Annotated in this window: 25 protein-coding genes; 15 read left to right on the forward strand and 10 right to left on the reverse strand. The window is 27.3% G+C overall.

The features are described 5' to 3' along the window. Window positions 1-409 precede the first annotated feature (409 nt). From gyrA to dnaA, 7 genes are all read right to left on the reverse strand, one after another. Window positions 410-2,959, reverse strand: a complete 2,550-nt coding sequence (gene gyrA, locus NG918_RS08705; protein WP_252225593.1) for a DNA gyrase subunit A — start codon at window positions 2,957-2,959, stop codon at window positions 410-412. Between the two features lie 22 nt (window positions 2,960-2,981). Further along, window positions 2,982-4,889 carry a DNA topoisomerase (ATP-hydrolyzing) subunit B gene (gene gyrB / locus NG918_RS08710; protein WP_252216624.1) on the reverse strand — a complete coding sequence of 636 codons (1,908 nt, stop codon included), beginning with the start codon at window positions 4,887-4,889 and terminating at the stop codon, window positions 2,982-2,984. 47 nt (window positions 4,890-4,936) lie between these two features. Then, a complete protein-coding gene (gene remB / locus NG918_RS08715; protein ID WP_252216622.1) occupies window positions 4,937-5,197 on the reverse strand; it encodes an extracellular matrix regulator RemB in 261 nt (86 codons plus the stop codon). A gap of 14 nt (window positions 5,198-5,211) precedes the next feature. Continuing rightward, window positions 5,212-6,297 carry a DNA replication/repair protein RecF gene (recF, locus tag NG918_RS08720; protein WP_252216619.1) on the reverse strand — a complete coding sequence of 362 codons (1,086 nt, stop codon included), beginning with the start codon at window positions 6,295-6,297 and terminating at the stop codon, window positions 5,212-5,214. A gap of 74 nt (window positions 6,298-6,371) precedes the next feature. Continuing rightward, the gene (locus tag NG918_RS08725; RefSeq protein WP_252216617.1) at window positions 6,372-6,578 is read right to left on the reverse strand and encodes an RNA-binding S4 domain-containing protein; all 207 of its coding nucleotides are present in this window, start codon (window positions 6,576-6,578) and stop codon (window positions 6,372-6,374) included. 38 nt (window positions 6,579-6,616) lie between these two features. Continuing rightward, window positions 6,617-7,717 (reverse strand): DNA polymerase III subunit beta, encoded by a 1,101-nt coding sequence (gene dnaN / locus NG918_RS08730; RefSeq protein WP_252216609.1) that lies wholly within the window; start codon window positions 7,715-7,717, stop codon window positions 6,617-6,619. A 260-nt stretch (window positions 7,718-7,977) separates the two neighbouring features. Continuing rightward, window positions 7,978-9,348, reverse strand: coding sequence for a chromosomal replication initiator protein DnaA (dnaA, locus tag NG918_RS08735; protein WP_252216607.1), 1,371 nt, complete (start codon window positions 9,346-9,348; stop codon window positions 7,978-7,980). Between the two features lie 535 nt (window positions 9,349-9,883). Here dnaA and rpmH point away from each other — a divergent pair. The 12 genes from rpmH to NG918_RS08795 all read left to right on the forward strand — a co-directional run bounded on the left by rpmH (window position 9,884) and on the right by NG918_RS08795 (window position 19,801). Continuing rightward, window positions 9,884-10,018, forward strand: coding sequence for a 50S ribosomal protein L34 (rpmH, locus tag NG918_RS08740; protein WP_252216606.1), 135 nt, complete (start codon window positions 9,884-9,886; stop codon window positions 10,016-10,018). Between the two features lie 62 nt (window positions 10,019-10,080). Beyond that, entirely contained in the window at window positions 10,081-10,458 is a 378-nt protein-coding gene (gene rnpA / locus NG918_RS08745) for a ribonuclease P protein component (RefSeq protein ID WP_252216594.1), read from the forward strand. Continuing rightward, window positions 10,430-10,639 carry a membrane protein insertion efficiency factor YidD gene (gene yidD, locus NG918_RS08750; RefSeq protein ID WP_252216637.1) on the forward strand — a complete coding sequence of 70 codons (210 nt, stop codon included), beginning with the start codon at window positions 10,430-10,432 and terminating at the stop codon, window positions 10,637-10,639. The genes rnpA and yidD overlap by 29 nt, the downstream gene beginning before the upstream one ends. Before the next feature lie 25 nt (window positions 10,640-10,664). After that, a complete protein-coding gene (locus tag NG918_RS08755; RefSeq protein WP_252225641.1) occupies window positions 10,665-11,444 on the forward strand; it encodes a membrane protein insertase YidC in 780 nt (259 codons plus the stop codon). A gap of 47 nt (window positions 11,445-11,491) precedes the next feature. Then, the gene (gene jag, locus NG918_RS08760; RefSeq protein WP_252225645.1) at window positions 11,492-12,118 is read left to right on the forward strand and encodes an RNA-binding cell elongation regulator Jag/EloR; all 627 of its coding nucleotides are present in this window, start codon (window positions 11,492-11,494) and stop codon (window positions 12,116-12,118) included. Window positions 12,119-12,396: 278 nt separating this feature from the next. Beyond that, a complete protein-coding gene (mnmE, locus tag NG918_RS08765) occupies window positions 12,397-13,767 on the forward strand; it encodes a tRNA uridine-5-carboxymethylaminomethyl(34) synthesis GTPase MnmE (protein ID WP_252225647.1) in 1,371 nt (456 codons plus the stop codon). A gap of 9 nt (window positions 13,768-13,776) precedes the next feature. Beyond that, entirely contained in the window at window positions 13,777-15,657 is a 1,881-nt protein-coding gene (mnmG, locus tag NG918_RS08770) for a tRNA uridine-5-carboxymethylaminomethyl(34) synthesis enzyme MnmG (protein WP_252216573.1), read from the forward strand. Window positions 15,658-15,673: 16 nt separating this feature from the next. Next, window positions 15,674-16,393 (forward strand): 16S rRNA (guanine(527)-N(7))-methyltransferase RsmG, encoded by a 720-nt coding sequence (gene rsmG, locus NG918_RS08775; protein ID WP_252216570.1) that lies wholly within the window; start codon window positions 15,674-15,676, stop codon window positions 16,391-16,393. 230 nt (window positions 16,394-16,623) lie between these two features. Beyond that, window positions 16,624-17,403, forward strand: coding sequence for a nucleoid occlusion protein (gene noc, locus NG918_RS08780; RefSeq protein ID WP_252216567.1), 780 nt, complete (start codon window positions 16,624-16,626; stop codon window positions 17,401-17,403). A gap of 183 nt (window positions 17,404-17,586) precedes the next feature. Beyond that, complete coding sequence (locus NG918_RS08785) at window positions 17,587-18,351, forward strand: ParA family protein (RefSeq protein ID WP_286673978.1); 765 nt, start codon at window positions 17,587-17,589, stop codon at window positions 18,349-18,351. Between the two features lie 12 nt (window positions 18,352-18,363). Continuing rightward, complete coding sequence (locus tag NG918_RS08790; RefSeq protein ID WP_252216557.1) at window positions 18,364-19,242, forward strand: ParB/RepB/Spo0J family partition protein; 879 nt, start codon at window positions 18,364-18,366, stop codon at window positions 19,240-19,242. A 40-nt stretch (window positions 19,243-19,282) separates the two neighbouring features. Further along, the gene (locus NG918_RS08795) at window positions 19,283-19,801 is read left to right on the forward strand and encodes a DUF4446 family protein (protein WP_252216552.1); all 519 of its coding nucleotides are present in this window, start codon (window positions 19,283-19,285) and stop codon (window positions 19,799-19,801) included. A 252-nt stretch (window positions 19,802-20,053) separates the two neighbouring features. Here NG918_RS08795 and yyaC read toward each other — a convergent pair whose 3' ends face one another. The 3 genes from yyaC to NG918_RS08810 all read right to left on the reverse strand — a co-directional run bounded on the left by yyaC (window position 20,054) and on the right by NG918_RS08810 (window position 22,694). After that, window positions 20,054-20,656: a spore protease YyaC gene (gene yyaC / locus NG918_RS08800; protein WP_252216545.1), complete on the reverse strand. Its 603-nt coding sequence runs from the start codon at window positions 20,654-20,656 to the stop codon at window positions 20,054-20,056. 211 nt (window positions 20,657-20,867) lie between these two features. Then, window positions 20,868-22,025, reverse strand: a complete 1,158-nt coding sequence (locus NG918_RS08805; protein WP_252216543.1) for an aminotransferase class V-fold PLP-dependent enzyme — start codon at window positions 22,023-22,025, stop codon at window positions 20,868-20,870. Window positions 22,026-22,040: 15 nt separating this feature from the next. Beyond that, window positions 22,041-22,694 carry a LysE family transporter gene (locus NG918_RS08810; protein ID WP_252216542.1) on the reverse strand — a complete coding sequence of 218 codons (654 nt, stop codon included), beginning with the start codon at window positions 22,692-22,694 and terminating at the stop codon, window positions 22,041-22,043. A gap of 299 nt (window positions 22,695-22,993) precedes the next feature. Here NG918_RS08810 and NG918_RS08815 point away from each other — a divergent pair, with 299 nt between their 5' ends. Genes NG918_RS08815 through NG918_RS08825 form a run of 3 tightly spaced genes read left to right on the forward strand, consistent with a single transcriptional unit; the run spans window position 22,994 to window position 24,344 of the window. Then, window positions 22,994-23,233, forward strand: coding sequence for a putative Se/S carrier protein (locus NG918_RS08815; RefSeq protein WP_252216541.1), 240 nt, complete (start codon window positions 22,994-22,996; stop codon window positions 23,231-23,233). Window positions 23,234-23,259: 26 nt separating this feature from the next. Next, window positions 23,260-24,153: a mechanosensitive ion channel family protein gene (locus tag NG918_RS08820; protein WP_252216540.1), complete on the forward strand. Its 894-nt coding sequence runs from the start codon at window positions 23,260-23,262 to the stop codon at window positions 24,151-24,153. Beyond that, window positions 24,153-24,344 (forward strand): DUF951 domain-containing protein, encoded by a 192-nt coding sequence (locus tag NG918_RS08825; RefSeq protein WP_252216539.1) that lies wholly within the window; start codon window positions 24,153-24,155, stop codon window positions 24,342-24,344. The genes NG918_RS08820 and NG918_RS08825 overlap by 1 nt, the downstream gene beginning before the upstream one ends. Window positions 24,345-24,436 lie beyond the last annotated feature (92 nt).

Genomic DNA, 24,436 nt, shown 5'->3' on the forward strand with positions numbered 1-24,436 from the left:
AACTTTTGTTTTATTGTGTCGCCCTCAAGCGACTTCTTAAGTATATCACTTAAGTTATTTCTTGTCAACAAGTTTTTTTAAGTTGAAATTCAATTTCTAAAAACTTAATTTTCTTAAACTTGTTCATCGCATCTCTCAGCGACGTGTTTTATCTTACCATATATATTATACAGCTCTATTATTGTATAGTTCTATATAGTAAAAATATATATACTATTCTTTATTTTACTTTTATTTTCTTCATATTTCTTATATTGACACGCCAGGATGACATTACTTCTTAGTATATACTTTATATCTCTAAACTAAGCTTTTATTTAGCATTTTATACCTATATAAAACAAAAAAACTATGTAGGAGTAACTAAAATCCTACATAGTTTTTTTATTTTATCACTTAAATTCTTTATCTATTCTATATCAATATCATTTTCACTATGGTCTTCTGCTCTCTCTACTAATTCATCTAAGCTATTATCTTCATTTACTAAATCAATTTCTTCATTAGATTCAAATTCATTTTCTTCTAAATCTTCATCATCACTTTTTAGTATTTTAGCTATAGCAACTATTTTCTCTTCTTCATTAGTTCTCATTAGAGTTACACCCATAGCAGATCTACTTGTTTTTGATATATCTGATACATTTATTCTTATAGCTACACCATTAGTATTGATAAGCATTAATTCATCATCAATCTTACAAACTGTAGCACCAACTAACTTTCCTGTCTTTTCACTTATCTTATAAGTTATAAGACCTACTCCACCCCTATGTTGAATCTTATATTCACTTACAGGAGTTCTCTTACCAAATCCATTTTCACTAATAACTAATAATTCTTCATCATCAACTGCAATATCCATACATACAGCTACATCATCACCTTTTAATGTTATAGCTTTAACTCCAGATGCAGTTCTACCCATATGTCTAACATCTTTTTCATTAAATCTTAATGCATAACCATTTTGAGTAACAAACATTACGTTAGCATCACCATAAGTAATCTTAACTTTTAATAATTCATCATTTTCTCTTAAGTTTATAGCTATTAGTCCATTCTTTCTTAAATTTCTAAATTCATTTAAGTGAGTTTTCTTTACAATACCTTGCTTAGTTCCCATAAATAAATAGCCATCTCTACGCTTATCTGTTACTGTTAATACTGTTTGTATTTTTTCATCTGGTTCAATAGCTATTAAATTAATTATATTGGTTCCCTTTGCTTGCCTTCCAGCATCAGGTATTTCATAAGCTCTTAATTTGTACACTCTACCTCTATTAGTAAAGAATAATACATCTGAATGAGTCGAAGTTATCATTACATGATCTACAAAATCATCTTCCTTCGTTGACATTGCTTGTATTCCTCTTCCACCTCTTCTTTGTGCTGAGTATACATCTGCTGAAATTCTCTTTATATATCCAGATTTAGTTAAAGTTATAACTACATCTTCTTCTTGAATAAGATCTTCTATATTAATTTCATTCATATCTTGTTCAATACTAGTTCTTCTTTCATCTCCATATCTAGCTTTTATTTCTAAAAGTTCATTTTTTATAACTCCTAGTAATTTTTCTTCACTTGCTAATATAGATCTTAAATATTCCATTTGTTTTAATAATTCATCATATTCATCATCAATTTTATCTCTTTCTAACCCTGTTAATCTTCTTAATTTCATTTCTAAGATTGCTTGAGATTGCTTTTCTGAAAGATTAAATTCATCCATTAAAGTATTTTTAGCTATTTCACTTGTAGATGAGTTTCTTATTACACTTATTACTCTATCAATATTATCTAGTGCAATTTTTAAACCTTCTAATATATGCGCTCTAGCTTCTGCCTTATTTAACTCAAATGTAGTTCTTCTTGTTATAACTTCTTTTTGGAAGTCTATATAATGAACTAATACTTCTTTTAAATTTAAAACCCTTGTTTCGTTATTTACTAATGCTAACATAATAACGCCAAAACTATCTTGAAGTTTTGTATGCTTATATAATAAGTTTAATATTATATTTGGATTAGCATCTTTCTTTAATTCGATTACGATTCTCATACCTTCTCTATCTGATTCATCTCTTAAATCAGATATTCCAGTAATCTTTTTATCTTTTACTAATTCAGCAATGTTTTCTATAAGTTTAGCTTTATTAACTTGGTAAGGTATTTCAGTAAATATTATTTTATGTCTACCATTTTCTTCTTCAATATCTGATTTAGCTCTAACTACTATTTTACCTCTTCCAGTTTCATAAGCTGATCTAATCCCTGCATGACCCATTATTGTTGCTCCAGTTGGGAAATCAGGTCCTTTAATTTTAGTCATAAGCTCTAGTACACTAGATTCTGGATTATCTATAAGCATTATTGTGCCATCTATTACTTCTCCTAAATTGTGAGGAGGTATATTAGTTGCCATTCCAACTGCTATTCCTGATGATCCATTAACTAAAAGATTTGGAAATCTAGACGGTAAAACTGTTGGTTCTTCTTCTTCACCATCAAAGTTTGGCATAAAATCAACTGTATTCTTGTTAATGTCTCTTAACATTTCAACAGCTATCTTATTCATCTTTGCTTCTGTATATCTCATTGCTGCAGCACCATCGCCGTCAACAGAACCAAAGTTTCCATGTCCATCTACTAACATATATCTCATTGAGAAATCTTGAGCCATTCTAACTAATGCATCATAAACAGAACTATCTCCATGTGGATGATACTTACCTAAAACGTCTCCGACTATTCTAGCACATTTTCTATATCCCTTTTCAGGTGATAATCCTAAAATTTGCATAGAATATAATATCCTTCTATGAACAGGTTTTAACCCATCTCTAACATCTGGTAATGCACGACCTACTATAACACTCATAGCATAGTCTATATAGCATTTTTTCATTTCATTTTTTATATCTACAGATATAATTTTTCCTTCATTAAATTCCATGTACTTCACCTCATATTAAGTACTAAATGTCTAAATTAACAACATTCTTAGCATTTTGCTCTATAAATTCTCTTCTTGGTTCAACTTTTTCTCCCATTAAGATAGTAAATATCTCATCAGCTGCCATTGCATCTTCAATTTCAGCCTTTAATAGAATTCTCTTTGATGGATCCATCGTTGTATCCCATAATTGAGTAGCATTCATTTCTCCTAAACCTTTGTATCTTTGAATATCTACCGAATTATCTTTTCCACCCATATCCTGTAATACTGCATCTAACTCAGCATCAGAATAAGCATATGTTTCTTTTTTACCTTTACCTACTCTAAATAAAGGTGGTTGCGCAATGTATACATGCCCTTGCTCTATTAATTCTCTCATATATCTATAGAAAAATGTTAATAATAATGTTCTTATATGCGCACCATCAACATCGGCATCAGTCATAATTATTATTCTATTATATCTAATTTTTTCAATATCAAAATCTTTTCCTATTCCACCACCAAATGCAGTAACCATTGATCTTATAGTTTCTGAATTTAATATTTTATCTAATCTTTGTTTTTCAACATTCATTATTTTACCTCTTAAAGGTAAAATAGCTTGGAATTTTCTATCTCTACCTTGTTTTGCAGATCCACCAGCTGAATCCCCTTCGACTATATAAATCTCACATTCCCTAGGATCTTTTGATGAACAATCTGCTAATTTCCCAGGTAATGTTGTTCTTTCTAATACAGATTTTCTTGTTAATTCCCTTGCTTTTCTAGCAGCTTCTCTTGCTCTAGCTGCCATTAAAGCCTTATCTATAATTATTTTACTTGTTCCAGGATTCTCTTCTAAGAATATTCCTATATATTCACTAACTATAGAATCTACTATTCCTTTAACTTCACTATTACCCAATTTTGTCTTAGTTTGGCCTTCAAATTGAGGATCTTCAATTTTAACAGATATTACTGCTGTAAGACCTTCTCTTATATCATCACCAGAAAAGTTCTTATCATTTTCTTTTATAAATCCAAATCTTTTTGCATAATCATTAAAAGCTCTAGTTAATGCTGTTTTAAATCCAACTAAATGGGTTCCCCCTTCAATTGTGTCAATATTGTTAGCAAAAGAAAATAAATTTTCTGTATATCCATCATTATACTGTAATCCTAATTCAACTGAAACTTTATCTTTTATTCCTTCTACGTATATAGGCTCTGGATGTAACGGTGTCTTATTTCTATTCAAATAAGATACGAATGATTTTATTCCACCCTCATAATAATAATTTTCTTCTCTATCATTTCTACAATCAATTAATGTTATATTAATACCTTTATTTAAAAAGGCTAATTCTCTTAATCTTTGAGATAATGTATCAAAATCAAATAAAACTTCATCAAATATTTCTGCGTCAGGTTTAAAGTATATTGTTGTACCGCTTTCTTCAGTATTACCAACCTGTTTTAAATCGTAAAGCACTTTACCTTTGCTATACTCTTGTTTCCATATATGTCCTTCTCTTTTTACTGTAACAATACATTTTTCTGAAAGAGCATTAACAACAGAGGCACCAACACCATGTAAACCACCAGATACCTTGTATCCTCCGCCACCAAATTTTCCTCCAGCATGAAGTATTGTCATTATTACTTCAACTGCTGACTTATGCATTTTAGGATGCATACCAACTGGCATTCCTCTTCCATCATCAGATGAAGTAATAGAATTATCTTCATTAATTTTAACTTCTATGTTTTTACAGTATCCAGCTAAAGCCTCATCTATACTATTATCAACTATTTCATATACTAAATGATGTAGTCCCCTAGAACTAGTACTACCTATGTACATACCAGGCCTTTTTCTAACAGCTTCTAACCCTTCAAGTACTTGAATCTGATTTTCATCATATCTTTGATTATTTTGTTCCAAAACAGACTCCTCCTAAATTTAAAAATATTTATAACTAAAATTTTAACTTACGAATTATATTCTATATCAGTTCTTTTAGTTAAAGTTGCAGAAGATATTGGTGAAAGATATATCTTACTCATTTTATTAACTTCAGCAATAACAAAAGATTTAGGTTTTTCATTCGTAATTCTTTGTACAAAGCCATCTTCTTCTGCTAATCTTAAAAATTGTATAGTATCTGAACTATACATAGTATTTTCCAAATCGAATATTCCAATAATATCTTTTATAGGAACTACAACATTTTCTCCTAAATGCAAAAACACTATATATTCCTCCTTTAATTCACTATTTCTCCATTGCATACTTTGAACACTTTAGATTTATCATCTAAGTAATCTTCTAAATCATTTATACCGGTACAAGTAATTATTGTTTGTATATCATTAAGAGTGCTCAATACATATCGCTTTCTATTTATATCAAGCTCAGAAAGAACATCATCAAGTAATAAAATCGGATATTCCTTTGTAATTTCTTTAATAATCTTAAGTGAAGAAAATTTCATAGTTAAAACTGCAGTTCTTTGTTGACCTTGAGAACCAAATTTTTTCACATCTATATTATTTATTAATATATTAAAGTCATCTCTATGCGGGCCTATTGATGTTAATCCTTGTTCTCTATCTCTTAACAAATTACTTCTTAATTTTTCTAGAAAAGCATATTTGAAATTATCTTTAAACTTTATTCCTGAATCATATTTGAAAACTATGTCTTCTTTTCCCGAAGTTATTTCATTATGAATAAATTTTCCATAATAATTTATCTTATCTATATATTCTAACCTTTCTTTAACAATATAATCAGCATATTCTATTAATTGTAAATCATATATCTCTAAAATATCCTTATTAAAATCTCTTGATCTTAAAATTATATTTCTTTCATTCAATATTTTATTGTATTGAACTAGATTAAAATAATATTTTTTATTGATTTGACATAACTCCATATCTAGAAACTTTCTTCTTATCCCAGGAGATTCTTTTATTATTTTTAAATCTTCTGGTGAAAACATAACTACGTTAAAAGTTCCAAAAAGCTCTCCTATTTTATTTATTTTTATAGAATTAACTTTTATAGCTTTTTTACCGTCTCTTAAAATTTTTATATCAATTCTTTTGTCTAATCTTTTTTTTCCTACAAGTAAACTTATATATGCTTCGTTCTCTTTCCAATTTATTAAATCTTTATCTCGTGATGTTCTGTGAGATTTAGCAAATGCACAATAGTAAATTGATTCTAAAATATTAGTCTTACCTTGGGCATTATCACCTATAAACACATTAACACCTTCACTAAGATTTAACTCTGAATTATTATAATTTCTATAATTAACCAACATTATCGCTTTTATATACATAAAATACACCTATAATCAATTATATCATAATAGAAAAGTTATAGCCTGTTTATTAAGAAAATTAAAAAGCTATACTAAACTATTTCAAATTTTTCATCTTTAAATTCTATAACATCTCCAACTTTCAATTTTTTTCCTCTTTGCAAACATATTTCATCATTAACTTTTACTAAACCTTCTTGTATATAAATTTTAGCTTCTGATCCTAGAGAAGCTATTCCACTCCATTTCAAAAATGCATCTAATTTTATAATTTCAGTATTGATCTCAATTTTATTCATAATTTTTGCATAAATATTAATAAATATTTACTTCCTCCTTATCTCATTTGTCTTACTGGTAAAACTAAATATTGAGAATTTTCTCCATTTTTTTCTTTTATGACACATGGACTTACTCCTGATGTCATTTCTAAAATTATCTCATCACTTTCCATATTCTTAAGAACGTCTAATAAATATCTCGAATTAAATGCAATTTCAATTTCATCGCCTTGCAAATTTATTGAGACTTCTTCCCTAACTTTTCCCAATTGAGAATTAGATGTTATTATTACAGTGTCTTCTTTAATGTCTAAATTGATTAAATTATTATTTCCATCTTTGGCCATTAAAGATGCTCTTTCTATACCGTTTTGTAATTCTTCTTTCTTTACGGTGACTAATAATTTATGTTCTTGAGGTAATAATGAAATGTAATTAACAAATTTTCCATCTAGTAATCTTGATATAATTTTAGTATTTTCTAAATTAAATAATATATGATTATTAGTAAATGTTATATCTACATTTTTATCATGATCTTCTAGAATTTTTGATACTTCAACTAATGTCTTTCCTGGGATAACAACCTCTAAATTAATATCATTATCTAAAAATTCACTTCTTATAGCTAATCTATATCCATCAAGTGCAACTAAATTTAAAGTTCTATCTTTAACTTGAAATAATATCCCTTGTAAAATAGGTCTTGCTTCATCTTGTGCAATAGAAAAAGAGGTTCCCTTAATCATATTTTTTAAAATGCTTTCATTAACTTCTACTTTTAAATCTTCGTTAATATTAGGTAATGAAGGGAATTCATCAGCATTCATACATACAACATTGAAAACTGATTTTTCACAAGTAATTTGTATTACATCTTCTTTTATTGTCTCTATTTTTATATCAGAGTTTGGAAGTTTTCTAATAATCTCTCCAAATATTTTAGCATCAATAACTATCTCACCTTTGTCCAAAACATCTGACTTAACTAATGTTTGAATACTAAGATCCATATCTGAACCTATTAATCTTAAACCATCATTAGTAGCATTTATGTAAATACCGTCTAATACTTTCATTGTTGATTTTCCTGTAATAGCTTTTTGAACTATAGAAATACCCTCTAATAATTTATGTTTTTCACATATAAAGATCATAAAAAATCCTCCTTAATTATTCACATATATTTTTAAATTTAATTAGAATAGATATATATTTATATATAATAGTAATAGTAGTAGGGGCTGTTAATTTGTTGATAAGTACTGTAATCCTAGTAATATCAACGGAATTTTATGCAAAAAGATTGTGGATAAGTCGGTAACTAAAAGCATACCTTATCCACAGTTTTCAACATAGTATTATTAAAATATAGTTATCCACAAGTTATTCAATACTTATTATGTACATATGTTAATTAATTTTGAGAAACCTTCTTTGTAATGTCAGAAACAGTATGCTGTAAGTTCTCATCATTCTTTAGATTTTCAGATATTTTTTCATAAGCATGAATTACAGTAGTATGATCTCTACCGCCAAATTCTTCTCCTATTTTCGGTAAAGACATATCTGTTAGTTTTCGGCTTAAATACATAGCTATTTGCCTTGGATAAGCTACATTTCTAGTTCTTCTTTGAGATTTTAAATCATCTATTTTTAAGTTAAAATAATTAGCAACTATTTCTTGAATTGATGCTATAGTTACGTGTTTACCTTGCTTTTTAGAAATTATATCTTTTAATGCTTCTGAAGCTAAATCAACAGTAACTTCTCTATTAGTTAAAGATGAATAAGCAATTATTCTTATTAATGCGCCTTCTAACTCTCTGATATTAGATTTAATTTTTGTAGCAATGTATCCCATAACTTCATTTGCTACTTTTAAATTTTCTACATCGGCTTTTTTCTTAAGAATTGCCATTCTAGTTTCAAAATCTGGTACTTGAATATCAGCAATTAAGCCCCATTCAAATCTAGATCTTAATCTATCTTCTAATGTTGGAATTTCTTTTGGTGGACGATCAGATGATAGAATTATTTGTTTATTTGCGTCATGTAGTTCATTAAAAGTATGGAAAAATTCTTCTTGAGTACGCTCTTTTCCAGCAATGAATTGAATATCATCTATAAGTAAAACATCTACATTTCTGTATTTTTTTCTGAATTCTTCATTTTTATCATCTTTGATGGCGTTTATTAATTCGTTTGTAAATTTTTCTGAAGAAACATAAACGACTTTAGCTTTAGTGTTATTTTGTAAAATATAGTGTCCGATTGCATGCATTAAATGCGTTTTGCCAAGTCCAACGCCTCCATATATAAATAAAGGATTGTACGCTTTAGCAGGAGCTTCAGCAACGGCAAGTGAAGCTGCATGAGCAAATCTATTGCTATTACCTATTACAAATGAATTAAAAGTATATTTAGGATTTAAAGTTGAAGACATTTCATCATTTACAACTATATTTCTTCTAGAATTTTTATTCATACTTTTACTAGAGTTATCATTACTATTTAATTCATCTTCATTATTAAGATCTGATTCTATTAAAAATTCTATATCATATAATTTAGAACAAACAGCTTCTATAGAATTAGCAACCAAACTTTTATATCTTTTGTCTAGAATATCTTTAGTAAAAGAATTTGGAACGCTTATTTTTATACTTTTATCAGATATAGAAATAGGTTCACAACTTTTAATCCAAGTATTGAAACTGACTTCACTCATTTCACTTTTTACTATATTCAAGGTTTTTTCCCATAATTTATTTAGGTCAGCATCCATCTCTATCCTCCAAATATTATTAAAAAAAAATTTTTTTTAAGGTATATATAAATTATTAACAAGATATTAACAATATAATAAACAATATATTTTAATTGTTGACTAAGCGAATAAACTTATACACATGTGGATAACTTATTTAGAAAAAAAATTAAACTATATACTTATCAACAATTATAAAAAATAGATATAAACATCAATCGATAGTATATAATTTCAATTATAGTGAGAAAATATAAAATAATTTTAAAAAATAAAATTAAAAGTAAACAAGTTATTCACATATTTATCCACAGCTGTGGATAAATATTTATTAAATTAAGTTATTCACAGTTATAGTATTTATAATATCATAAGTAAACAGGGAGATTCAATAAGTTATCCACAAAAATATTATGTTTAATAAATATTTATCAACAATAGACTGTATCTTGACAGAAAATTAGGATATATATATAATAGAAAAGTAATTTTAAAATAACCGCAAAGTATAGTTTTTACTATAAATAATAAAAATTAAGGGGGTGCATTTTAAATGTTCATGACTTATCAACCAAAAAAGAGACAAAGAAAAAAGGAACATGGCTTCAGAAAAAGAATGAGCACTCAATCAGGAAGAAACATTCTTAGAAATAGAAGACAAAAAGGAAGAAAAAAATTAACAGCATAAGGGCCGCATTAAGTGGCCTTTTTTCTGCAAATGCAGGAAAAAAGGAGTAATGGAAATACCGTATGATTTATAGATTAAAAAAAAATATAGAATTTATAATTGTATATAGAAGAGGGAAATCATTTGCTAATAAGACTTTGGTTCTATATGTATTGAAAAATAAAAGAAACAAAGACAAAGATGGTATCGCATATAGTAAAGTAGGAATTTCTGTAAGTAAAAAAGTTGGAAACAGTGTTGTTAGAAGTAAATGTAAGAGATTATTAAGCGAGAGCTTTAGATTAAATTATAATAATATATTAAAAGGATATGATTGTGTGTTTGTAGCAAGAAATCCTATGAGAGATAGTAATTATTTTGAAACTGAAAAGGCGATGAAGAATTTAATTAAAAAGGCAGGCTTATATTATGATGAAAAAAGTTGTATTAAGTCTAATTAAATTTTATAGAAAATCTATTTCACCTGGGAGAAGTCCATGTTGTAGATTTACGCCAACTTGCTCACAGTATGCATTGGATGCCATAAATAAGTACGGTGTTATTAAAGGAAGTTTAATGGCTCTGTATAGAATTTTAAGGTGTAATCCTTTTTGTAAAGGTGGGTATGATCCTGTAAAGTAATGAAGTTTAGGAGGTATAGATTTTAATGTTTGAAAAGATAATTCAGTTTATGGCTAATATATTCAATTATCTACATGATTCCATCTTAAACCTAGGTGTTTCAGATGTTGGATTATCGTATGTGTTAGCGATTCTTATATTTACATTAATGATTAGACTACTTATATTGCCACTTAACATAAAAGCAGCAAAGTCTACTCAGAAAATGCAAGCGGTTCAACCGCAAATGAAAAAGATTCAAGAAAAATATAAGAGTAATCCAGAAAAATTAAATGAAGAAATGAGAAAATTTTATAAAGAAAATAATGTTAGTTTAACTGGAGGATGTGTTCCATCATTATTACCATTACCAATATTAATGGCTTTATATTATGTATTCTTTAGAATAGAAGGCATGAATGGAGCATCATTTTTATGGATTGCAGATTTAGGTGCTAGAGATAAGACGATGATATTACCTATTTTAGCAGCCTTATCAACATACTTACCATCTTACTTAATGACAAAAGCTACTCCAATGGACGATTCACCTATGAATATGGGTACTATGAGCTTAGTTATGGCAGTAATGATGGGAGTTATGTCAATAAACTTTAAATCAATATTAGTTTTATATTGGATAATAGGAAATGTTATTCAAACTATACAAACATATTTCTTAAATTATTTACCAGCTAAGAAAAAGGTTGCATTAGCAGCTGAAGAAACAGCTGTTTCAGAATCTTCAGATTCTAGTTTTTCTATGATTGTTGAAGAACCTAAGAATTTAGCTAGTACAAAGAAGAAAAGTAAAAAGAAAAAATAATTTTTTAATATATACTTTCTTTATATAATAAGGTGGTGAATTAGGGAATGAGATCAGTGGAATTAGAGGGGAAAAATGTTGAAGAAGCCTTAAATAAAGCTTTACTTGAGTTAAATACAACAAAAGATATGGTAGATGTTGAGGTTTTACAACGTGGTTCAAAAGGGTTATTTGGCTTTATAAGTACTAAACGAGCTAGAATAAAAGTAACCTTAAAACATAACTATATTGATGATATAAGAAATTTTATAAACAAAATTCTTGATTCTATGGGCATAAAGGCAGAAATAGATATTAATGAACAAGATAATGTGATAAATATAAGTTTGTCAGGTGATAAACTAGGCTTGCTTATCGGCTATAGGGGAGAGACCTTAGATTCATTACAATGCCTTATTTCTTTAATGATTAACAAAGATAGCAGCATTCAATATAAAAGAATCGTACTTGATATAGAGAATTATAGAAAAAAGAGAGAAGAAACTCTCAAGAATGTTGCAAATAAAACTGCTGAAAAAGTAAAGAGAACGGGCAGACTATTTAGACTAGAACCGATGAATCCTTATGAAAGAAGAATAATTCATTCAGCTTTACAAGATAATTCATTTGTTAACACTTATAGTGAAGGAAAAGAACCTTTTAGAAGAGTTGTTGTAGAACTTAAAAAGAATTAAAAAGGAAAGCCTTGATGAGGCTTTCCTTTTTGGTTTTAATTTAATATATAGCTATATTTTAAACATATTTTGATATATATAGTAGGTAAAGTGGCATTGTAATTGGACTTTACTCATTTTAGTATTCATAAGTTCAATTACTTAGTTTAATTTACTTATGCAGATATCAATAATTTGATAAAATAGAGCTAATGCATGTGATTTTGACTAATTCGATATTCATTGGTTATAATAATACAAATAAATCACAAAATTAATAACATGAGGAGAATCAGATTATGAGAGAATTTGATACCATTTGTGGTATAGCAACCCCTATTGGTGAGGGTGGAGTTTCTATTATTAGAATTTCTGGAAGTAAAGCATTAGATATAATTATCAAAATATTTGTTAGTAAAAATAATATAGATTTAAAACAAATGAAAACTTATACTATGAGATATGGACATATTATAGAGCTTGAGAGTAAAGATGTAATTGACGAGGTTATTATAAGCTATATGAAGGGACCTCATAGCTATACTACTGAGGATATAATAGAAATTAACTGTCATGGTGGTGTTATATCAACAAATAGTGTAATGAATCAGGTTATTAAAGCGGGTGCAAGAGTTGCAGAACCAGGAGAATTTACAAAGAGAGCATTTTTAAATGGTAGAATTGATTTAAGTCAAGCTGAAGCAGTTATTGATATAATAAAAGCTAAAACAGATTTATCTATGAAGTCAGCACTTATGCAAAGTGGTGGAGCTTTATCAAAGCAAATTAAAGAAATAAGACAATATTTATTAAATACCTTAGCACTAATTGAGTACGGAGTAGATTTTACAGAAGACGATGAAGATATTGATGATACTTTAGTTTTAAGGGTTAAAGATGGAATAAAAACTACTATTTTAAAAGTTAAGGAACTATTAAAAGGGGCAGATGAAGGTAAAATAATTAGAGATGGTCTTAATGTTGTTATTATTGGTAAGCCTAATGTAGGAAAATCATCTTTACTTAATGTGCTATTAAAAGAAAAAAGAGCTATAGTAACAGATATTCCTGGTACTACAAGAGATATAATCGAAGAGTATTTAAATATAGATGGTATACCTATAAAAATAACTGATACAGCAGGGATAAGAGAGACTGAGGACACAGTTGAGAAGATAGGCGTTGAAAGATCTAGAGAAAAGATTGAAGAAGCAGATCTAATTATTTTAATATTAGATTCATCTAGAGAGTTGGAAGAGGAAGATAAGGAAATAATTAATACTATAAAAGACAAGAATCACATAGTATTATTAAATAAAACGGATTTAGATAGAAAAATAGCAGATATTGATTTGGATAATCAAATAAATATTTCAGCTAAAACTGGTTATGGAATTGATGAATTAAAAAATAAAATAAAAGAGTTATTTTTTAGTGGAGATATAAATAGTGAGAGTTTAATAGTCTCTAATGTTAGACATAAGCAAGCATTATATAGATCATTGGAAAATTGTGAAGTAGCATTAGATAGAGTCAATGCTAATGAATTTTTAGATTTAATTTCTATTTATGTAACGTCAGCAATGAAAGCACTTGGGGAAATAACAGGTGATGAATTAGAAGAGGATGTATTAAACAAGATTTTTAGTGAATTTTGTGTAGGAAAGTAGGAGTGGTATATGAAATATAATTATGAAGCAGGGGAATTTGATGTAGTAGTAGTTGGTGCTGGTCATGCAGGATGTGAAGCGGCATTAGCATCTGCTAGAATGGGATTAAATACTTTAATTTGTACTATAAATTTAGATTCAATAGCTATGATGCCATGTAATCCTAATATAGGGGGAACTGCTAAAGGTCATTTAGTTAGAGAAATTGATGCATTAGGCGGAGAAATGGGAGTGAATATAGACCATACATTCATTCAATCAAGAATGCTAAATACGTCTAAAGGACCAGCAGTTCATTCATTAAGAGCACAAGCTGATAAAAAAGACTATCAATTTAGAATGAAGAGAGTATTAGAAGAACAAGAAAATCTTCAAATAAGGCAAATTGAGGTTACTGAGCTTTTAGTTGAAGATAATAAAATAACAGGCGTTATTACTAAAAATGGAGGGATTTTTAGAGCTAAGGCTGTAATTTTATCTACAGGTACATATCTAAAAGGAAAGATAATAATAGGTGAAGTTAGTTATTCTGGGGGGCCAAATGGTTTATTCCCAGCCAATGATTTATCACAATCTTTATTAGATTTAGGAATTTCATTAAGGAGATTTAAAACTGGAACTCCAGCAAGAATCAATAGAAGATCTGTAGATTTTTCTAAAATGATTGAACAACCAGGTGATGATAAAATAGTACCTTTCTCATTTATGAGCAAAAATATAGATAAAGAACAAATATCTTGTTATTTAACATACACTAATGAACAAACTCATAATGTGATTAAGGAAAACATAGGAAGATCACCAATATATAATGGAAGTATTAAGGGAGTAGGTCCTAGATATTGTCCATCAATTGAAGACAAAGTAATGAGATTTCCTGATAAATTACAACATCAAATATTTGTTGAGCCAGAAGGTCTAGACACTCTAGAAATGTATGTAGGGGGGATGTCTTCATCTTTACCAGAAGAAGTTCAATTAAAAATGATGAGAACATTACCTGGATTAGAAAATGTAGAAATAATGAGAACTGCATATGCAATTGAATATGATTCTGTAGATCCTACTGAATTAGAACCAACATTAGAATTTAAAAATGTTGAAGGTTTATATGGTGCTGGCCAATTTAATGGTAGCTCAGGCTATGAAGAAGCAGGTGCGCAAGGATTAGTAGCTGGTATAAATGCTGCATTAAAAATCAAAGGCGAAGAACCAATGATATTAACTAGATCAGATGCATACATAGGAGTTCTTATAGATGATTTAGTTACTAAGGGTACTAATGAACCATATAGAATGATGACATCTAGAGCTGAGTATAGATTAATTTTAAGACAAGATAATGCAGATTTTAGATTAACTGAGATAGGAAAAAAAGTAGGATTAGTTACAGATGAAAGATATGAGACTTTCTTAAATAGAAAAAATACAATTGAAAATGAATTAGAAAGATTAAAGAAATTACAAATAACTAATAAAAGAGAAACAAATGAATTTTTACTATCAGTAGGATCAGCTGAACTAAAAAAACCTATAAGTTTTTATGAATTAATAAAAAGACCAGAAGTTGACTATTTTAGCTTAAAGGATTTAGATGCAGAAAGGCAAGAATTTTCAGAAGATATTGGTGAACAAATAAATATAATTGCTAAATATGAAGGATATATAAGTAACCAACTTGAACAAGTAGCTCAATTTAGAAAATTTGAGAAGAAACTATTACCTAAGGATATAGACTATAGTAATGTAAAAGGCTTAAGAACAGAGGCAGAACAAAAATTAAATAGTATAAAACCTATAAGTATAGGTCAGGCATCACGTATTTCAGGGGTATCTCCAGCAGATATATCTGTATTACTTATTTATCTTGAACATTATTATAATAAATAATTTATTGGAGGTATTTATGAAATTTTATGATTTAATGTGCAAAGCGGCACAAGATGTAGGGTTAGAATTATCAAAAGAGCAATATGAGAAGTTTATAATATATAAAAATCTTCTTCAAGAATGGAATGAGAAAGTAAATTTAACAGCTATTACAGAAGATGAAGAGATAATAAAGAAACACTTTATAGATTCAATTAAGGCATTTAAGAGGGATGAATTTAAAAAGGCAAGTACTTTAATAGATGTAGGTACAGGAGCAGGTTTTCCAGGGATACCAATAGCTATTATGAATGAAAACATACAAGTTACTTTGCTAGATTCATTAAATAAGAGGGTTAATTTCTTGAATTTAGTAACAGAAAAATTAGGATTAAAAAATGTAGTTACTATTCATTCAAGAGCGGAAGATGGAGCTAGACAAAAAAATCTTAGAGAATCTTTTGATATAGCAACATCTAGAGCAGTTGCAAATATGAGTGTTTTATCAGAGTTTTGTTTGCCATATGTTAAAATTAATGGTCACTTTATAGCTTTAAAAGGACCATCAGTGGAAGAAGAAATAAAGGATGCAGATAAGGCTATAGCTACGTTAGGAGGGCAACTACTAGATATATGTGAAGTTGAAATTGAAGATACTGAATTAAAACATAACTTAGTTATTGTTAAGAAGATAAAAGAGTGTCCTAAAGTATATCCACGAAAAGCAGGAAATGTTACTAAAAAGCCTATAAAATAGTGTGAATATAATTTTACAATTATTTACATAAGTTTCATTATTATAATAATTAATTTATATTTTATAGATTTATTCAGATATAGTTTGCAGATTATTGGATAATATTAATAAATTTGTTTTATAAAACAATTAACAAATTAAAGGAAAAATGTAGCTATTATAGAATATAAATGATATGATTTTGGTATTGAAATTGTTATATTAACTTAATAGGGGATGGGTTTAGATACATGAATAATGAAATAATCAAGATAGATATAGATAAGATAGTTCCTAATCTATATCAACCACGTAAATATTTTAATGAAGAGGCAATTGAGGAATTGTCACAATCAATAAAACAACATGGTATTATACAACCAATAACAGTTAGAAAAATCGGTGAAACTTATGAACTTGTAGCAGGAGAGCGTAGATTAAGAGCTGCTAAAGTGGCTGAGTTGGATGTAGTTCCATGTAATATAGTAGATATAACTGATTCAGAATCAGCAGAAATAGCATTATTAGAGAATCTTCAAAGAGAAGATTTAAATTATATTGAAGAAGCAGAGGCTTATAGTAATTTACTTAATGATCATAATTTTACTCAAGAAGATTTAGCTAAAAGAATAGGAAAAAAACAATCTACTATTGCTAATAAGTTAAGATTATTAAAACTAGATCCTAAGGTGAGACAAATGTGTCTTGAAAATAAACTAACTGAACGACATTCTAGGGCTCTTTTAAGTTTACCTAATGCAGAGCTTCAATTTAAAGTTGTTTCTAAGGTAGTAAAAGACGGACTTAATGTGAAGAATACAGAAGAATTAATTAATAAGGAATTGCTTAAACTAGCAGGAAAACAGTTAAATAAGAAAAGAACTAATATAAAAGCTACTTTACCAGCTAAATTGTATGTAAATACAATAAAACAAGTATTTAAGAAATTTAACATACCTGCTGAATATGATTGTACGGATTCAGATGAGTTTATTGAAGTAACAGTTAAAATTCCAAAGAATAATAAGTAATTGATTAGCTGAAATTATTACTTATTTATGACTTTTTAGTATTAATAGTATATAAACTAAGAAAAATTTTATTTTTTCAGGTTTATATACTATTTTTTTATTACATTATTCTTTTATTATTTATGGAATATATATATAATGTTAATATGGGAGAGGGGGTGTAGGCTCTTATAGGGCTTAATTATGAAAACAATTTGTGTTTTTAATCAAAAAGGTGGAGTTGGTAAGACAACTACGAATATAAATTTATGTGGTTATTTAGCTATGGCAGGACATAGAGTTTTAACAATCGATATTGATCCTCAAGGAAATACTACAAGTGGTCTTGGTCTTGATAAAAGAAATCTTAATGTATCAATGTATGATGTTTTAACAACAGATATACCTATAAAAGAGTCAATATTAAGAACTGATTTAGTTGAAAATTTATTTATAGCACCTTCTACTATGGAGCTTGCAGGAGCTGAAATAGAAGTTATAGGAAAAGAAAATAGAGAAAATATAATGAAAAACAAATTAAAAGAAATTGAATCAGAATACGATTATGTATTAATAGATTGTCCACCATCATTGGGATTACTAACTATAAATGCATTAACATGCTCAGATTCTGTTTTAATTCCTATTCAATGTGAATTCTATGCATTAGAAGGTGTAAGCCAATTAGTTAATACTATTCAATTAGTTAAAAAATCTTTAAATAAGAACTTGGAAATTGAAGGTGTAATCATGACTATGTATGATTACAGAACTAATCTTAGCAATGAAGTATTTAATGAAGTAAAAAAATACTTTAAAAGCAAAGTATACGAAACAACTATTCCAAGAAACATAAGACTCGCAGAAGCACCAAGTTTTGGATTGCCTATTATGTTATATGATGATAAGTGTAAGGGTGCAGAAGCTTATGTTAAATTAACCAAAGAATTTTTATCTAAACAGGAATAGGAGGAAATGAAAATGGTAAAAAAATTTGGACTAGGTAAGGGATTAGGTGCACTTATACCAGATGAAATAGATGAAAATATTAAGCAAGAAGATATCATTGATAACAGTAAATCAAATAATATGCTTATATCACTAAACAAAATACGAAGTGATAAGGAACAACCAAGAAAAGCATTTGATTCTGAAAAAATAGTAGAATTAGCTCAATCAATAAAACAACATGGTATAATTCAACCTTTAATAGTAAGACAAGTAAACAAAAGTGAATTTGTAATTGTAGCTGGTGAAAGAAGATGGAGAGCTGCTAAAATAGCAGGATTAAAAGAACTTCCTTGCATAACAATGGATATAAGTGATAAAGATATATTAGAAATATCTTTAATTGAAAATATTCAAAGAGAAGATTTAAATCCAATTGAAGAAGCACTAGCTTATAAAAAATTATTAGAGGACTTTAGAATAACACAATCTGAATTAAGTAATAGAATTGGAAAATCTAGAGTTACAATTGCAAATACAATGAGATTAATTAATTTAGATGAAAGAGTTCAACAATACTTAATTGAAGGAATTATCACAGAAGGACATGGTAGAACATTGCTTGCAATAGATAATAATGATTTACAGTATGAATTAGCTCAAAAAGTAATTGACAATAAATTATCTGTTAGAGAATTAGAGAGATTAATTAAAAATATAAATAGTGAAAAAGCAAATAAAGAACCATTAAAAGAATTAAATCCATATTATAAGGATGTACGTAATCAACTACAGAATTATTTTGGTACTAAGGTAAATATTCTAGATAAAAAAAATAAAGGAAAGATAGAAATAGAGTACTATTCTGAAGAAGATTTACAAAGAATTTTAGACATTATTAATATACAGTAAAATGTTTCACGTGAAACATTTAGTGAAAGGAATGACCTAGTTGGAAAAATTATTTGGGATAATTAATCAAATAACACCATATCTAATTATAGGTATGATAGTTATAATTGTTTTATTATTTATTTTAATTTTTGTATTAATTAATTCAATAAACAAATTAGAAAGTAAATACAGAAGATTAATGAGAGGCACAAATGGTAAAAACTTAGAAGAATTGTTGCTTGAAAAGCTAGATAGTATTGATGATATTAGAGAAACAGCCGAAAATACTTTAAATGAATGCAGTAAGCTAGAAACAAAGATAAAGGATTGCGTTCAAAAAGTTGCTATTATGAGATATAAAGCTTTTGAAAACGTAGGTAGTGACTTAAGTTTTTCAATTGCTATGCTAGATGATAATAATGATGGAATATTATTAACTGGAATTTATGCACGAGAAGAAAGTACAACATATGCAAAACCAATTGATAAGGGAATATCAAGATATGATCTTTCAGAAGAAGAGCTTTATGTATTAAACGAAGCTGCTAATAAATATGAAAATAAAAAACATAAATAATCTATATTACTAAAAAGAGCTAGTTTGAAANNTTTCAAACTAGCTCTTTTTATAGAAAAGTATAAAATTACTGGATTTGAAAAACAATCCAATAAGTGATATGGAAATTTATTTGAAAGTTAAATTCAGTAAATTTTGAGTAGATTTGAGCTTATGTAATTACATAAGCTCAAAATAATAACTTTCAACTTTATATCTTGGTTTTCAACTTGAAATTTAGTAGTTACATTTTTAGCGTATAAAAATATAATATTAATTATAATTGTTAGGAAAAGATATTACATGATTGTTTGACGTATAGTCATTAGTAGATTTTGTTTTTAAAGTAAAATGATATATAGCTTTTGAAATTATATCTGCAATCATTGTAACAGTATATAATCTAGTGTTTTGCAAAACTAGAAAATCAAAATTACTAGAAATATTAACTATACCAGTTATAGAAATGTCTCCAACTGCTGGAAGGTCTTTATTTAAGGCTTTTCCAGGATAAAGAGGCTTTCTATCTATAAAAATTTTCCCAATATTATTTATTTTGCCTAAGCAAGAATCTATTGCAATAATAAAAGGATTATTAAACTTTATATTTATTTCATTTATTCTTTGAATTAAATTTTTTGAATGAATTGGATTTTTTAAATTTCCACATATATGAATGTTATCATAAGATAAAAATTCAAGTTTATATCCAATTAAAGGGCCTAAACAATCACCTGTTGATCTATCAGTTCCTATGCAGAGAAAAACAATATTCCTTTTTTCGTCTAATATTGGTTTCAACTCTGAAAATAAATAATCACATATTTTTATATATGAAGTAGAAACACTTGAATCTATAGAAAATGAATTTTTCATATAAAACCTCCCTTTAAAGAAATTATTTCCTTTAAAGGGAGGTTTTATTCAGAATTTATGCTTATAATAAAATTAAAATACATTTAAAAATAAGTAATCCTATTTTAGGCTCTGTTTTAAGACAATATTGATATATGCATAAGTAAAGGTGGAATAAGTAATTAAACTTAGGAATACTAAAAATGAGTATAACACCACTACAATGCTACCTTTATATATATTTATCTTTGGCAATTTTATTTAAAATTTTCAATGTATAATCAATATCTTCAATAGAATTAAAATTACTAATACTAAGTCGTACTGTTCCGTCAGGATATGTACCAATTGTTTTATGTGCTAATGGAGCACAATGTAATCCAGTTCTGGTTTTAATGTTATTACATTCTAAATAATAACCTGTTTCTGAAGTATCTAAGTTATTTATGTTGATAGATACACAAGTTGTAGAATTATTACCAGTTGTATCTCCATAAACATTTAAGTCATTTATATTTAATAAACCTTGAAGTAGATGCTTTAATAAATAATTATTATGTTCATAAATATTATTGATACCAACTGAATTTATATATTTAATTCCTTCAGCTAATCCAACAATTCCAGGCATGTTTAGTGTACCAGATTCAAATTTATCAGGTAAAAATTCTGGCTGAGTTAACGAGTATGATGAACTGCCAGTGCCACCTTGAATAAAAGATTCACATGATTCATTTAATTTATTATCTAATATGAATCCGCCAATTCCTTGAGGACCAAACAAGCTTTTATGTCCTGTAAAACATACCGCATTTGCATTTATTTCTTTCATATTAAGATTAATCACTCCAGCACCTTGGGATGAATCTACAATAAAAAATATATTATTTTTTTTACAAATTTCCCCTACAGATTTTAAATCTTGAATTGAACCAATTACATTTGAAGCTTGAGTAAGAATTATAAGTTTTGTATTAGATTTTATCTTATTTTCAATATCGATAGGATTTACAAAACCTCGTGTATTTGCATTTATTATATCAATTTCTATATTTAACTTTTCTTTTGCATAAAATAGTGGTCTTATTACAGAATTATGTTCCATAGATGAGGTAATAACATGATCACCACATTTTAAAAGACCTTTGATAAGTGTATTTAAAGATGTAGTTACATTGTTAGTAAATATAACATTTTGTGAACTATTAAATCCAAAAAAATTACAAACAGTTTCTCTAGCTTCATAAAGCAATTTATTACTTTCTATTGAGTTTACGTAATTTCCTCTGCCTGAATTTCCACCCACGTTAATCATATAATTATACATCGCATCAACAACTTGTCTTGGCTTAGGAAAAGTCGTTGATGAATTATCTAAATAGACTTCCATACTAAAATATCACCTCTAAAAAATAAATTTTAATAATCCCCATATAATAAATAGTATACTTAATATAAAAAGAAAATAATTTAAAACTTTTGATGTTTTGTTACAAAAATCATCTTTACACATTTTTATTCCTTTTATGCTTAATAAATTAAGAATAAAAAACCAAGTTAAGCTTCCGACTATCATTGCTAATAAAGCAAAAGTAAAATAAACTCGTCCATGTAATCTCCACACGCTTAAAATTGTACCACTTAAAGCAATCCATAATGATGGTGTAGTAGGATTTAAAAAAGTTATAAAAAAGCCAGCTAAAAAACTATTGGAAGAACGTGAATTAGATATATTTATTGATTTAGAATTTAAGTTATTATTACTTTTATTATTAGACATATTATTAAACAGCAATAAAACAAATCCTGAAATGATCCAAAATAATCCTTCAAACTTTCTATTGTTATTTAGCATGTTAAATAATCCTAAATTTATTATTATTATATATAAAAGATCTGCTGATACGGCGCCAAGTGATACTTTATATCCTTCTTTAAACCCATGAGAAATAGACCTATTAATAGCTTCTAATCCGGAAGGACCTAAAGGAATAGCAGATACAAATCCAGTCATAAAACCTATTAGTAATGGTTTAAAAATCATAAATAAGTATAACATTTTAATCTCCCTTTAATTTTAGTCATATATAATTATAATGTAATATGATAAATTAATCATTAAAATTAAGTACATAATTATAATTGGGTTTATTTTAGCAGAGCATTGATATATACATAAGTAGTGTGGAACAGAATTTTTAAAGTTTAATTACAATTTCACTATACGTATTATATATAAATACATATTTAAAATAGAGTCTTAGTATTAAGATAAATAATCAATATATATATTTATTATTTATTAAAATTAGATATAATATAATGTATAAATAATAGATGAATATAGGTAGGTGTAAAATGAATTATTATATAATAGTCTTTAAAAATACTTTTGATGCTATGGCTGCAGAAAAATATTTACAAGAAAGTAAATATGAATTTAAAATAATGCCGACTCCAACTTCTATAACTAAAAGTTGTGGAATATGTGTTAGAATTAATGATAAAGAAGTGATAAACGAAGTAATTAAAGATAATAAATTTGAATATAAAAATATATATTTAAGAGATAATAGTGAATATGTTTCAATTGAATAAATTAAAAATTAGGAGTGCTTGAATTAATGGTTAATTATTTAATAAAATTTAATTGGAGTCAAGAGGAGATAAAATTAGGTAATATATCAATAGGATTAAATAATATTGAATTTTTAGTAAATAAATCATTAAGAATACTTAGTGTATTTATATTAATGTATATATCTATTAAAATAGGAAATTACTTAATTAAAAAGTTTGTTGAAAGACAAATAAAAAGCAATACAATGCTATCTCTAGACTCACAACGTGCAAAAACACTGGGAGAAGTGCTGAAGAGTGTTTTAAAATATTCAGTTTACTTTATAGGTATAACTTCTATAATATCTACTTTATTTAATGGATTGTCATTTACGTTTGCTAGTATGGGTGGATTAGCTGTTGGATTTGGTGCTCAAAGTTTGATTAAGGATTTGATAAATGGATTCTTTATATTATTTGAAGATCAATTTGGTGTTGGCGATCATATAACAGTAGGAAAATTTAGTGGAATAGTTGAAAGTATAGGAATTAGAACTACAATAATAAAAGACTTTACTGGAGATATTCATTCTATTCCAAATGGTTCAATTATTGAAGTGACTAATCATTCAAGAGGCAATATAAGATTTATAGTAGATGTTGATATTGCATATGAGGAAAATATAGATAATGCAATTTCTATAATAAAAGAAGTTTGTTCAAACTTTGAACAAGGTAATGAAGATATAGGAGAACCTATAGAAGTATTAGGGGTAAATGCTTTAAACGCTTCAAGTGTAACAATTAGGGTAATTGGAAAAAGTAAACCTCTTAAGCAATGGGAAATGGAAAGAGAATTAAGAAAGTTAATAAAATTGAGATTGGATAAAGAGGGAATAGAAATACCATATCCTAAGACTCAATTAGTAAGTGCTAATATGGAAAAGGGGGACTTATAATGATAGAAATATTTGAACTTGGTGAAATAGTAAAAATGAAAAAACAGCATCCATGTGGTTCATATGAGTTTGAAATTATTAGATTAGGAGCAGATATAAAAATAAAATGCACAGGATGCGGTAGAATAATAATGCTTCCTAGAAGTAAATTTCAAACAAGAGCAAAAAAGGTAATAAAAACTGAAGAATAGTATAAAAAGTAAAAAAAACTTGAATTAATGATTTTACACTGATATAATTAGAAAATGAAATCCCTGCTGTGTGAATAACACAGCCGTTAGTC

The organism is Clostridium sp. ZBS2 (assembly GCF_023845855.1).
Lineage (GTDB): Bacteria > Bacillota > Clostridia > Clostridiales > Clostridiaceae > Clostridium > Clostridium aquiflavi.